The 12167-nt window shown below is 50.1% G+C and carries 12 protein-coding genes; 2 read left to right on the forward strand and 10 right to left on the reverse strand.

The features are described 5' to 3' along the window. Window positions 1-129 precede the first annotated feature (129 nt). Window positions 130-1155 (forward strand): AraC family transcriptional regulator, encoded by a 1026-nt coding sequence (locus ABD836_RS08100; RefSeq protein ID WP_344934402.1) that lies wholly within the window; start codon window positions 130-132, stop codon window positions 1153-1155. Here the strand turns inward: ABD836_RS08100 and ABD836_RS08105 are convergent, their stop codons facing one another. From ABD836_RS08105 to ABD836_RS08120, 4 genes are all read right to left on the reverse strand, one after another. Beyond that, on the reverse strand, window positions 1156-2796 hold the full coding sequence (locus tag ABD836_RS08105) for a GMC oxidoreductase (protein WP_344934404.1): 1641 nt from the start codon (window positions 2794-2796) through the stop codon (window positions 1156-1158). Next, window positions 2793-4298 (reverse strand): flavin-containing monooxygenase, encoded by a 1506-nt coding sequence (locus tag ABD836_RS08110; protein ID WP_344934406.1) that lies wholly within the window; start codon window positions 4296-4298, stop codon window positions 2793-2795. The genes ABD836_RS08105 and ABD836_RS08110 overlap by 4 nt, the downstream gene beginning before the upstream one ends. A gap of 308 nt (window positions 4299-4606) precedes the next feature. Then, window positions 4607-5248, reverse strand: a complete 642-nt coding sequence (locus ABD836_RS08115; protein ID WP_344934408.1) for a DUF2959 domain-containing protein — start codon at window positions 5246-5248, stop codon at window positions 4607-4609. A gap of 108 nt (window positions 5249-5356) precedes the next feature. Next, window positions 5357-6448 carry a CNNM domain-containing protein gene (locus ABD836_RS08120; RefSeq protein WP_344934411.1) on the reverse strand — a complete coding sequence of 364 codons (1092 nt, stop codon included), beginning with the start codon at window positions 6446-6448 and terminating at the stop codon, window positions 5357-5359. A 166-nt stretch (window positions 6449-6614) separates the two neighbouring features. On the opposite strand from ABD836_RS08120, the gene ABD836_RS08125 reads away from it, so the two are divergent. Beyond that, window positions 6615-8303, forward strand: a complete 1689-nt coding sequence (locus ABD836_RS08125) for a Na/Pi cotransporter family protein (RefSeq protein ID WP_344934414.1) — start codon at window positions 6615-6617, stop codon at window positions 8301-8303. A gap of 35 nt (window positions 8304-8338) precedes the next feature. Here ABD836_RS08125 and ABD836_RS08130 read toward each other — a convergent pair whose 3' ends face one another. The 6 genes from ABD836_RS08130 to ABD836_RS08155 all read right to left on the reverse strand — a co-directional run bounded on the left by ABD836_RS08130 (window position 8339) and on the right by ABD836_RS08155 (window position 12096). Further along, window positions 8339-8773, reverse strand: a complete 435-nt coding sequence (locus tag ABD836_RS08130) for an ion channel (RefSeq protein WP_344934418.1) — start codon at window positions 8771-8773, stop codon at window positions 8339-8341. A gap of 116 nt (window positions 8774-8889) precedes the next feature. After that, window positions 8890-9195, reverse strand: a complete 306-nt coding sequence (locus tag ABD836_RS08135; protein ID WP_344934420.1) for a 2OG-Fe(II) oxygenase — start codon at window positions 9193-9195, stop codon at window positions 8890-8892. A gap of 70 nt (window positions 9196-9265) precedes the next feature. Then, window positions 9266-10108 carry a DMT family transporter gene (locus tag ABD836_RS08140; RefSeq protein WP_344934422.1) on the reverse strand — a complete coding sequence of 281 codons (843 nt, stop codon included), beginning with the start codon at window positions 10106-10108 and terminating at the stop codon, window positions 9266-9268. A 66-nt stretch (window positions 10109-10174) separates the two neighbouring features. Further along, on the reverse strand, window positions 10175-10744 hold the full coding sequence (locus tag ABD836_RS08145) for a DUF6151 family protein (protein ID WP_344934423.1): 570 nt from the start codon (window positions 10742-10744) through the stop codon (window positions 10175-10177). Between the two features lie 76 nt (window positions 10745-10820). Continuing rightward, window positions 10821-11450, reverse strand: coding sequence for a 2-hydroxychromene-2-carboxylate isomerase (locus ABD836_RS08150; RefSeq protein WP_344934425.1), 630 nt, complete (start codon window positions 11448-11450; stop codon window positions 10821-10823). 238 nt (window positions 11451-11688) lie between these two features. Beyond that, window positions 11689-12096 carry a PaaI family thioesterase gene (locus tag ABD836_RS08155; RefSeq protein ID WP_344934427.1) on the reverse strand — a complete coding sequence of 136 codons (408 nt, stop codon included), beginning with the start codon at window positions 12094-12096 and terminating at the stop codon, window positions 11689-11691. Window positions 12097-12167: the final 71 nt, after the last annotated feature.

Genomic DNA, 12167 nt, shown 5'->3' on the forward strand with positions numbered 1-12167 from the left:
TAGAATTTCGGACATTTATAGCGCCTCGCGGACAATATCAACGCGCGGCGTACAGGAACGGAATTCATTACCTTATCTGCCATCCATACGTCGCTAAGGCGTACGCAGATTCCCTAGGTGAGTATAAATATGAAAAGTTGGGATTTTTGCCGGAGTATCACCAGTGTTCAAATCTTGGTGGCGCTTGGCCAGGAGTACGGCGCGCCTTTGGATCGCCTGCTGTTGAATACCGCCTTAGACCAACAGAGCCTAAGCAACCCCGAAATCGTGGTCGAGGCCAGTGCCGAAATGGCGGTGGTGCGCAATCTACTCCGCGAGTTACCCCATGTGCCGAACTTAGGTCTGCTCGCGGGTGAACGCTACCTGCTTTCTGCTTATGGCATTTGGGGCTTTGCCTTGGCCAGCAGCCCCACCGCGCGCAAAGCGGTAGAGCTATCGCAAACCTACCAAGAGCTGACCTTTGTTTTTTCTGGTTTTACAGTAGAAGAGCAGGGCGAATACGCCATTTTGGTATTTGATAATTCAGATGTACCTGCTGACCTCAGCCTGTTTTCAATTGAGCGCGAACTCCACGCGGCAATGATTATTATCCGCGAATTGATTGGCGACGCGATGGGCGAGGAGTGGGTTAAATTCCAACATCCCCGGCCTGAAAACGCAGACGTATATGAACAGTGTTTTCATGGCCGTGTGGAATTTTCTGCTGAGCGTAATGAGCTGCGGTTTCCGCGCAGTGCACTCGACAAACCCCGAACCTTTGGCAATCTAACTACGGCGAGTTTGCTCGACAAACAATGCTCAGAACTTATTGCTAAACGCAGCGCGCGGCGGGGTTTGTCTGGCAAGGTTCGCGATATTGTGTTGCGGCAAAGGCCGATGTCGATGGACATGGAGCTGGTGGCGGACGCGCTGTGTATGACCTCGCGCACCTTACGCCGTAAATTGGCGCTAGAAAAAACCTCGTTTCGCCAGCTGGTCGACGAAGTCAGACTCAGTCTTGCCGAAGAAATGCTCAGCGGAACGCGGCTCAGTGTTGAACAAATTGCAGAACGCCTTAACTACGCAGACGCATCGAGTTTTTCGCAGGCCTTTAAACGCATGAGCGGGCAAACGCCCGGCATGCTGCGCAAGCAGGGCGAAAGTTTGCCGTCATAATTAGGCGTCGGTTTCCGCCGTCGTCGGAATGGCATCTTTCACGGGAATAAAACTCATTGCACGTTCTGCTAACGCGGTAATCGTGAGGCTTGGGTTTACGCCGAGATTTGCACCGAGCATTGAGCCGTCGCAAACATAGGCATTGTCGTAGCCGAACAAACGATTTTGACTATCGATCACACCCGTCTCTGCCGAGCTGCCCATGCCACAGCCACCCATGCAATGGGCGGTGGTGGGAATATTAAAAAATAATTCCGACACCATACTCGCGCCAATGCCATCGAGTTGCTTGGCACTGTCCGCCACAAATTTATTGGCCGCGGGAATGAAGGACGGAATGGGCTGCCCCTCAGTTTGTAAAACCTTGGTAAAAGGAAAATACCACGGCCGGCGATAGCGCATATTTAAATGACCGTCGATGGTTTGCATGCACAAAAAGATAATGGTTTGCTTGGCAAAACCGAAGGGATTACAACCGCGCAGGGTTTTTATGGGGTGGCGCAGCAGTGAACCCAATAAGGTAAAAAACCACAGGAAGGTGCGGCCAATGCCCGGTGTACCGCCAGTAAGCGGGGTAAATAATAAGCTCAGCAAGTCGTGACCTTTACCGTAGCGGGTGGCTTCGATGTGAGTGAACTCATCTAGGTAAAACCCTGAGCCAATGGCAACGCCCTTCGACATGTCTTTACCACCGGGGAAACGCAGTGCCAGTAGCGATTCCGCATTGGTGCGCACTCGATTGCCAAGCTCGTCAGAAATTTTAGGCATGGCGCCGGACTGTTTCAGCTTAAACAATAATTCTTGGGTGCCCAAAGAGCTGGCGGCAAAAATAACTTTTTTAGCAGTAAAGCGGTTACGATTTTTTGCAAAAATCGCCGTGCCATGTTGCGTAAATACCTCAAAGCCGTCTTTGCCATCACTATTGTTCAAGGGCCGAACATCGCTAACCCGTGTTTGCTCATGAACCTTGGTGCCCTTGGCCTCTGCAAGGTAGAGATAATTTTTGTCTAGGGAATTTTTGGCGTTATGCACACAGCCGGTCATGCAACTACCACAGCCTATGCAGCTGTGGCGCTCAGGACCTTCGCCGTTGAAGTAGGGGTCTGGGTAGCGCTTGCCGCCTTGAGTATCGTCGGCGTCGCCAAAGAACACACCAACATCGGTGGTGTAAAAAGTGTCGCCGCGGCCCTGATGCTCAGCCATTTCTTTAAGGGCGTGATCGGCTGCCGCGAGGCGCTGGTTTTTGTTTACGCCAAGCATCTTTTTAGCTGTTGCGTAGTGCGATGGCATAACGCGTTGCCATTCATCTAGGCCACGCCAACTGCCGTCGGTCCACACCGATTCAGGCGGCACTAACAAGGTGTTGGCATAGGTGACTGATCCGCCACCAACGGCATTGCCGTGCAACACCATCACGTGACGGAAAAATCGTAGGCTGAAAAAACCGCGTAGTCCCAGTAAAGGCCGCCACAGAAAATTCCACACCTTCCAGTTTGTTGAGGGTATATTCTCTGGGCTCCAGCGTCGGCCCATTTCCATAACGCCAACACGATAGCCTTTCTCGCTTAAGCGCAGTGCCGAGACACTGCCGCCAAAACCAGAACCGATAATAATCACATCGTAATCGTAGTGCTGACTCATGTACCTGCCTCTACGCTTGATTTAGAAAAGAGGTAATCCGACTTTTTAAAGTCGCGATTTCGACGCCGAAAGCTAAAGGTAAATCCCGGCCAAAGCTGGGTTATTTTCCCTGAGCGGTGCTTATACCAGCTATCGCAACCGGTGGCCCATACCGAGCCACCAAGGCGCGTTTGCAAATCTTGATTATAGGCTTGTTGCACGTCTTCGCGAACTTCAACCGCCGTTGCAGATACCTCGCTTGCCGCCGCTAAAACGCGGCTTATCGCTGCAATCTGCGTTTCTATCATGTACACCATGGAGCTATGGCCCAAGGTGACATTGGGGCCAACAATAAAGAAAAAGTTCGGAAAGCCATGCACGCTGGAGCCAAGGTAGGCTTCTTCGCCATCGGCCCAGACATCAGCGAGTACCCGGCCATCGCGACCGTGAATCATTGCGGCAATGGGGTTTTCAGTGGCGTAAAATCCGGTGCCAAAGATAATGCAATCCACCTCACGCTCGCTGCCGTCTTTGTTAATAATACTGTTCGGCGTAATTTCCTTAATACCTGTGCCCACTACTTCAACATTGGGTTTTTGTAGCGCGGGATACCAGTCATTGGAAATTAATATACGCTTGCAGCCAATTGGAAAAGTCGGTGTGAGTAGGGTGCGCAAGGTAGGGTCGGCGACCTGCCGCCGAATATTCCAGCTCGCGGTAATGCGAAACAGTTTCATGAGCGCGGGATGCAACACCATACCTAGCACCCGCATCTCGTTCTGGCAGTAAATTTTTCCGCGCAGCAATTTACGGGTAATGGGCAGGCGTTTAAACAACCACTTTTCAAAGCGGTGGTAGGCGCGGTCTTTACGCGGAAGAATCCAGTTTGGCGTGCGTTGATAAACGGAAAGTTGCTCGGGTGCGTCGGCAATTTTGGGTACAAATTGAATGGCAGACGCGCCTGTGCCAATTACCGCAACACGCTTTCCCGCGAGCGAGTAATTATGGTCCCAAGTCGCGGAGTGAAAGTGATGCCCGGCAAAGCGCTCTACGCCGGGAATGTCTGGCAGCTTAGGTTCGGCCAAGCCGCCGTTACCGCAAATAACAAATTGTGAGCGGAAATTGCCGCCGCTGGTGTTAATAATCCACTGGCCGCTGTCCTGCTGGTAGTGAGCTGCGGTGAGGGTATGAGAGAAGCGGATATGGGGGCGCAGATTCCATTTGTCGGCGACATTCTGTAAATAGGCTTCTAACTCGGGCTGCGTTGGGTAAACCCGCGACCACTCGGTATTGGGTTCAAAAGAAAATGAGTAGAGGTGCGAGGGCACATCACAGGCCGCGCCGGGGTAGCGATTGTCTCGCCAGGTACCGCCAACATCGGTGGCCCGCTCAATAATGACAAAGTCCTCAATCCCCATCTCTTTTAAGCGAATTGCCATGCCCAAACCGGCAAAACCAGTCCCGACAATCACAATGCGGGTTTCTAAACAGTTGTCAGCGTTTTCTCGTGCAGATTGGGTCATATCGGCGGCCTATTATTGTTCGGGCGTATAGGGAATCTTAAGCGTCCATCTTAGCGCCGGGCAAAATAAGCACCATGCGCCTTACGGACATAACTGTAGAATTTCGGACATTTGCTCTGGCCAGAGCAAAATAGGGCAACCTAAGGTTTAACGTCATACCGGCCGCCGAGCTGGCATCCATTTAATGGCAGTGAGTTAAAACAGTGAGATAGGGGTAGGTATCTAGTTAAGCGAAGGTGAGTTTTACGGTTGTCGTTTTAAAAAGTCTTGCTGGTCGATAATGCGTATATCGCCCAGCGTCTTCTGAATTACTTCAGCTGCTTAATAAACGCATCAGACTCTTTGATGGCTTTTTCCATGGCGCCAATTAACTGCTGAACATCACGGTCGATACCGGCAAGTTCACCTTTAAGGGCGCCAATCGCCGAGGCGTTCAAATTGTGTTTGAGGTACAAGACATTGTCGCGCAGTGCGTTGAGGACCGGCGCGATGGTTTTCTCGGCGCCGCGCATGGATTTGATCAGCGCGGTGTACTGGCGCTTGGTGGCTTGCAGTTTGTTGGCGCTGTCTGCGCGAAGACGGGCATTGCTGTAGAGCTGCAGTTCGTCTTGCCACTCGTCAAACAGGGCTTCGGCGACGGACTCTACTTTGTTAATGCGCTCGGTCACTTCTTCGGCGGCGGCTTCGCTGTCTTCAAATTCGCTATTCAGGCGATTGTAGTGGTTCTCTAAATTGCCGCCGTCAAAGCTCACCACAGATCTAAACTCCGTTAGCGCGTCTTTGAATTGTTCCTGGGCTTCTTCTTGGGCCTCTTTGGCTTCGCCAACGCGATTGACCAAAATATCACGTTTGTGAACACCCACTTTCTCCATGGCGTTGTAATAGGTGGATTCACAGCCGCTGACGGAGATCATGGCAGTGATGGTAAGCAGTAGCATTAATACGCGCATGGTGTGTCCTGAGGCATTATTAGTATCGGTGCTAATGTTAGCCTGCATGGCGAGGTGCCGCAAATACCGTCGGCAATAAGCCGGTACGGCGCGGCACTAACGTTCAGTTTAAGGCTTTGAGTCTGGGGTATTGGCACCGGCTGCCGCGCTTATCTTCTCGTCGTCAAACACCCCTAAACGCCGCGCTCGCTTCGCCCATAACTCCCGGGCAAGGGTTTGCATATGTTCATTGGTGTCGGTCTCATCAACAATTTGCATGCCGATCATGGTTTCGATGAGATCTTCGACGGTGACCAGGCCCATAACACTGCCGTATTCGTTAACCACCAGCGCCATTTGCACACGGGTTTCGATGAGATTTTGCAGTAGCTCGGATGTCAGTAGGGTTTCGGGTACAACGAGCAAATCCCGTCGCAAGCTGCTCAGCGGCGCATCAGGGGTGCGCGTCATTGCCTGCATCAGCTCATCTTTGCGTATATAGCCGCTAATATTGTCGGCGTCTTCGCTATAAATCGGAATCCGTGAAAAGGGAATGTCTTCGTCGCCGTCGAGTATGGCTTTCACACTGGTGTTTTCTTCCAAGCTGAAAATGACCAGTCGCGGCGTCATGACGTCTTTGGCTTGCAGTGAGCGAAAGCGAATTAAGCTGGTCACCGCGTCCGATTCTTCCTGATCCAGAATACCTTCGCTCACCGCGACTTCGGCGAGGGCGACAAATTCTTCACGGCTAATCGAATGTGTGTGCGCACTCCGTGACATTAATTGGGTGATTCCCTTGGCCATTACGACCAGTGGATACATCGACCACACCACAACGCGCAGAATACCAGCGCACAGTGGCGCAAGTTTTCGCCAGTACGATGCACCGAGGGTTTTTGGAATAATTTCAGAGATAATCAAGATCAGCAGGGTTAATACTGCGGAAATAAGGCCGAAATAGACTTCGCCAAACAACATCGTTGCTTGCGCGCCAGCCCCGGCAGCACCCACCGTGTGGGCAATGGTGTTTAAGCTTAGTATCGCCGCAAGTGGTCGGTCGATGTCAGTTTTATATCCGCGCCACAGCATGCCATTGCGACTACCGCGCCGTTCTTCGGCGGCGATATATGAAGGTGTAACACTCAGTAATACCGCCTCTAATACTGAGCACAGAAAAGACACCCCTAAGGCAATACCAATATAAACCAGCAATAAAATCATACTAATACCAGCGATTAAACAGGACTAGATTGCCGCATTAGGGGGCAGCAAAGTCAAGTGTTTCGGTGGCGCGGATTGCGATCTACTTGATCTAGCGTAAGTGCTGCGGCGAAATTTTCGACTAAGCTGAATTGTTACCGTAGAAAATACCTGAAAAGGGCAAATTATGTCAGAGAGCTATACCGTTATTGCAACGCTATTGGGCGGTCTTGGCCTGTTTTTGCTCGCAATGGAATTAATGACCGACGGCCTCACGCTTGCCGCCGGCAAGTCGCTGCGGCGGCTGTTGAGCAATTGGACTAACACGCTGATTCGAGGGGTGTTCTCTGGCATATTGATGACCGCAATCGTGCAGTCATCCAGCGCCGTGACGGTTGCTGCGTTAGGCTTTGTAAACGCCGAGCTGCTTAAAATGCGTCAAGCCTTGGGCATTATTTATGGGGCGAACATTGGTACCACCATGACCGCCTGGTTGGTGGCGATCGTTGGCTTTAAGCTCGATGTTCATGCCTTTGCCTTACCCGCCATCGGGATTGGTGCATTTATTATGCTGGCAAAAGGCAAGGGCCCGCGCTTAGGAATTGGCCGCGCGATGGTGGGCTTTGGTTTGTTCTTCCTTGGCATCTCTACCTTACAGCAGGGCTTTGAAGGGATCGTTGCTAATTTCGACCTTGCTACCTTAACACTGGCGGGCAATGCCGAAGTCGCGGGCTATCTGTTAATCGGTATTGTGATGACCATCCTTACGCAATCATCCAGTGCGGCAATTGCCATCACTATATCTGCCGCGTCGGCGAATATGATCGGTATCTACGCCGCCGCTGCAATGGTAATTGGCGCCAATGTTGGCACAACGTCTACTGCGGTATTGGCATCGCTTGGCGCAACCCCGAATGCCAAGCGACTGGCGACCGCCCAAGTAATTTTTAATATTGGCACCGCTATCGTCGCACTGTTGCTCTTACCGGTGTTGTTTTACGCGGTTGAAGCCGCGCGAGATATGATGAAACTTGCGCCCAATATTGGCGTGTCACTGGCGTTGTTTCACACGGTGTTTAATTGCCTCGGTGTTTTACTTGTACTGCCGTTTAATAATTTACTGGCCACTTTTTTAGAGAAGCGCTTTGTTACGGTGGGGGAATCCCTCGCCAAGCCAAGATACCTTGATAAAACCACCGCTGCCGCGCCAATGCTTGCGGTGAATGCCTTAATACTCGAGCTCCAGCGCGCCGCTGGCAATATTGGTGATGCGGTAAAGCAAACCTTAGATACGAATATTTCGAATGACGCCCTTGAACAGAAAATAAATGCGATTCATCAGCTTTCAAACACCATCTCTAATTTTATTGTGAACTTAGAGCGGGCTTCTTTAAGCGACGAAATTACTCAGCAATTGTCTGGCTTGATGCGTGTTGACCAGTACTTTATGAGTTGTGCGGTCGTTTTAGAAGCCGCGCTCGAAATGCGAAGCAAGCTCGGGCGTTTGCCAAATGTGAATTTGGAGCGGGAAATAGAGGCCTACAGAAATAAATCTAGTGAGTTTCTAAATTCCGCGATTAGTGCCGACTCAGAGCTGTATTTTGAAAAATTAGAGAATAATTATCACGAGCTTAAAAGTGAGCGCGATGTACTAAAAGAAAATCTGCTGACTACCGGCACGCGCGGTTTAATTAGTTTAGAGCAAATGATTAATGCTATCGACTTTATCACCGAGATTAAGCAACTCAATGAGCAGTGGTACAAAGCGATCAAAATATTGGCACGTTTAGAGTGTGACACTCGTCAGCGAAATCCTGAAAACGCAGAGGAAGCTGCCGAAGATATAGACGCACTTAATACCGATGTAGCGAGCTAAGCTTGATGAGCCGGAGCGTCGCTACGTGGTGAGAGCTACTTCTGTGTTTTATCGCCCCAGTGGCGCTGCATCTCAAAGTATAGAAATGATGCCGTCCAGGTGATTAGCACCAATCCGGTTAAAGACTCAACGCCGGTTAAATAACGTAAGCCGCCATTGGGTTGAATATCGCCAAACCCGAGGGTAGTAAACACGGTGAATGAGAAATAGCCGCAGTCCATTAATGAGCCGTTAAAATTACCTTCTAAATGTCCCCACGCATCTGCGCGGTTCATTAAATAATAGGCAATTGCGAATATCCAAATTTCTAGGGAATGTGCGATCAATGCGCCGAAAACACCCACCACTATTCTGTAGCGGTGCTGTATGCCCATTTTTGGAATAAACAGTGTTATGCGATACAGAAATTCATAGTGAACAATAACGGATATCGCAACAACAAAAGTATTTATCAGAAAAACAGAGATCATCACTATTCACCAAAATTGCTACTTACGGTCAAACGTATTATTTCGAGATATACGCTAAGTATAGGGTAATCGGCGTGGCTTAAAGCAAAGAAACGGAAATTGATTTAAAAAGCGCGTTATATGTTCAGGGCAAAACTTAATAAAACCCGTTTACCGGAGTCAATTCTCGACACGCTGTGGGCGTGCATATCGGGGCGGAATAAATAAATTCGGTCCCGCAAATTAATAATGCAATGTGCGCAGCTAAATACGCCACCGGCGCGAGGGGTACGCAAGACAAAATTGAGTTTGTAGTATCGGCCCTGCTGTACCGGATCTATGTGGTCTCGTACGCTGTGGTTTGTGGGGTAGGTGACATAATTAATAGAGAACACTCGGCTACTAAAAATCGCGCGGTTTTTGACCTTGGTGTTCATTCCCATTGCTAAGCCTTGTTGACTGTTATTTCCGTATTAGCGGAGCGCCGCAACGCAGCGATGTATATGAGACAGCCTATACACGACGTTTGCTCAGTATAAAGAGGGATATACCGCCCAGCACCGCAAGTGATGCTAGGGCAAAGCGCAGTGTTACGGCTTCGTCTAAAAGCAGCACGCCGCCGAGGGCGGCGATTATGGGTACGCTTAGTTGAATTGTTGCCGCGCTGGTCGCGGGTAATTGGGGCAATACCAAATACCACAAGGCATAGCCTAGCCCAGAGGCTAAGGCGCCAGATGCCACTGCATAGACTAGCCCTAAACTGCTGGTGTTTTCGCTGTTACCCAGCAGTAAAAAGAGCAATAAGGCGAAGGGAATGGCACGAATAAAATTCCCGGCGGTCGCGATTGTTGGTTCGCTGGCTTGCCGACCAAGCAATGAGTACAGCCCCCAGCATACGCCCGAGCCGATCATGATAACCGCGCCGAGTAGTGGCGGTGCCTCAATGCCTGGCAGCATAAGCCATACCAGACCAGCAAAAGCGACGGCAATACCAATGAACTGGCGGGCGCTAAGGCGCTCGCCGGACCACAGGCCATAGGTGATCATTGTGGCTTGCACGGCGGCAAATAAAAGCAATGCGCCGGTTGCGGCACTGAGGCTGATATAGGCAAATGAAAAGGCGGCGGCATAGCCAAATAAGGCGGCGCCAGATAACCAACTGCCCCCCAAACGGTAACTACGGGTTCTAATGAGCAGCAACAAGGCAAGAAAAACTGCGCCGGAGGCTATTCGAATGAATGTGAAACTTGCCGCGCCGATGTGATCTTCAGCTAATGCCACCCGGCATAGTATTGAGTTGGCTGCAAACGCTAACATGGTAATGGTGGTTAGCAGCAATAATCGCAGGGGCGGCATTGTGTACTCCAAATTAGCTAGCGTTGAGATGCAGAAAGCGGGGAGTATAGAGGACCGCGCCAAAGATTACAGACTAGCGCGCTCTTTTACAGAAAGCACCATTGGAATCACAATTGGTTCGCCATCTGCGGTGAACAGCGGGGAGTGTTTATATTTGCCGCCGATTCGCCCAGAGAGCAAGATCCCAGCAAAACGAAACAATACGCCTGCTAAGCCACTCTGCTTAGGCTTGGGCTCACCGAGCGCTGTATTCACATTGACAATAGCGATGTCTTTACCAAAATCCGCGTCCATCTTAGATCGATCTAGGCAGGCGTGAGCGATACCGACAAAACACAGTTTTGGATTGCTAAGGGTATTGCCAATTGGTGTGTTGCAGCACGAGGCATACCAGCGGAACAGGCCTTTCTCACTTAAGCGCACTATCGCCAGATGCTCCTGTCCTTGGCTAATGCTCAGGTGCTGTTGCGCCATTTGTAGGATCTCGGTACCGCCTTGCGAATCTATAATACCGTCGCCACCGAGATAGTGAGCAAAGGCGCGGCAATCGCTGCAGTAACAGCTTATGCGGCTACTAATACCTGAGCTATCAATTTGGCCGCGTAGGGCGCCGCACTTACATTTAAGCTGATGCATTGCTTTATCCGTCCTAATTTTAAATGTGGCGATTACGTCCTTTTAAACGACTAGGCCAAGTTCGGTAGAGATGATACTAGGCCACGCCGTCTTTCAATGCCCACTCAACTAAGGGCAATTGATCGTTGCCAAAATACAGACGTTGGCCGTCGCCAAAGGGAACAAAAATACTCGGTGAGCCAAAGGCGCCCCGGGATATCGCCTCATCCGTGTTGCTTCGTAGTTGGTCTTTTATGTTTGGGTTTTGTGAGAGCGCCAGCAGGGTCTTGCCATCGAGGCCGAGTTCATTGGCGATCTCGGTCAGAACATTGGGGTCATCTATATTGCGTTGCTCAGTATAATAAGCGTCAAACGCCGCCGTCATAAACCGAAATAAGTCCGTTTGTTTACCCTCTAAAGCACAGCAAAACCGCATGGCATTCACTGAGCGTAGCGGGTGATGGACTGAGGGAAAGTTCATGGTAACGCCGGACCAAGCAGACCAATCCATTAGCGACTGGCCTAATTGCTGCCACTTTGGGCTGGCCATATTATTTGCCCGGGCTTCGACATAGGCCTCATTCACATTGTTGTGAACACCACCGACTAAAAATGGCCGCCAAATAATAGTTGCGCCGTTTCGTTTGGCAAGTGGCTGAATATTGTGAAAGGCCAAACAGGTCCACGGTGAAGACAGATCAAAAAAGAACTCTATTTCTTTTGCCATTGTAAAATTCCCAAGTCACCAAAATATTATGAAATTAGAAAGCTGGTGTACTGCGCTGGAGAAACGTTGATTGTGAGTAAACCATGTTATTCGTTTTGTGGCGTTACTAGCAACCACTGCCGCGCACCGCTGATGCTGGCTCGAAATCGGCGGTCTCAATGCGCTAAATTGTGGTGTTGAGGCCTGGGGAAGAAGCCGACGTTCGGCGCGCCGTGAATATGTCCGTTTAAGACGCTTGTTAAGTACTGATGACCGTAAATACACCGCTAGCTCGCGCAATACGTTTTGTATTGACAATAAAATAGCAATTCGCGAACGCCATTTTACGACCCACTTTTTGTACGTCGGTTTCTATGATAATCCAATCACCCAGTTTAGCTGATCCAGCATAATCTATAGTGAGACTTGCCGTCACGATTGGTACGGGCGTATCGCCTGAAAAAGCGGCGTTGTAGCCAAGCGCAATATCGGCGAGACTACTAAAAACACCGCCATGTACTAGCCCTCTGGCATTACAATGCTTATCTTCAGCTCGTAACCCTATTACTAATCCATTCTCCGTTTTCTTATTATATATTGGGCCTAATAATTCCAAGTATGGACTGCTTCTGAAAATTGGCTCAAATCCTTCTGGGGTATTACTCATAGTTTATATTCCATACGCATAATGATCGACGTTGCGGTGCAGCGGATAAATCCCGCTTTATGTATAGTCAC

This window comes from Zhongshania borealis, assembly GCF_039539625.1.
Lineage (GTDB): Bacteria > Pseudomonadota > Gammaproteobacteria > Pseudomonadales > Spongiibacteraceae > Spongiibacter > Spongiibacter borealis.

Coding starts and splice junctions, on each gene's coding strand:
- ABD836_RS08100 (WP_344934402.1), top strand. CDS start 130: ATGAAAAGTTGGGATTTTTGCCGGAGTATCACCAGTGTTCAAATCTTG.
- ABD836_RS08105 (WP_344934404.1), bottom strand. CDS start 2,796: ATGAGTCAGCACTACGATTACGATGTGATTATTATCGGTTCTGGTTTT.
- ABD836_RS08110 (WP_344934406.1), bottom strand. CDS start 4,298: ATGACCCAATCTGCACGAGAAAACGCTGACAACTGTTTAGAAACCCGC.
- ABD836_RS08115 (WP_344934408.1), bottom strand. CDS start 5,248: ATGCGCGTATTAATGCTACTGCTTACCATCACTGCCATGATCTCCGTC.
- ABD836_RS08120 (WP_344934411.1), bottom strand. CDS start 6,448: ATGATTTTATTGCTGGTTTATATTGGTATTGCCTTAGGGGTGTCTTTT.
- ABD836_RS08125 (WP_344934414.1), top strand. CDS start 6,615: ATGTCAGAGAGCTATACCGTTATTGCAACGCTATTGGGCGGTCTTGGC.
- ABD836_RS08130 (WP_344934418.1), bottom strand. CDS start 8,773: ATGATCTCTGTTTTTCTGATAAATACTTTTGTTGTTGCGATATCCGTT.
- ABD836_RS08135 (WP_344934420.1), bottom strand. CDS start 9,195: ATGGGAATGAACACCAAGGTCAAAAACCGCGCGATTTTTAGTAGCCGA.
- ABD836_RS08140 (WP_344934422.1), bottom strand. CDS start 10,108: ATGCCGCCCCTGCGATTATTGCTGCTAACCACCATTACCATGTTAGCG.
- ABD836_RS08145 (WP_344934423.1), bottom strand. CDS start 10,744: ATGCATCAGCTTAAATGTAAGTGCGGCGCCCTACGCGGCCAAATTGAT.
- ABD836_RS08150 (WP_344934425.1), bottom strand. CDS start 11,450: ATGGCAAAAGAAATAGAGTTCTTTTTTGATCTGTCTTCACCGTGGACC.
- ABD836_RS08155 (WP_344934427.1), bottom strand. CDS start 12,096: ATGAGTAATACCCCAGAAGGATTTGAGCCAATTTTCAGAAGCAGTCCA.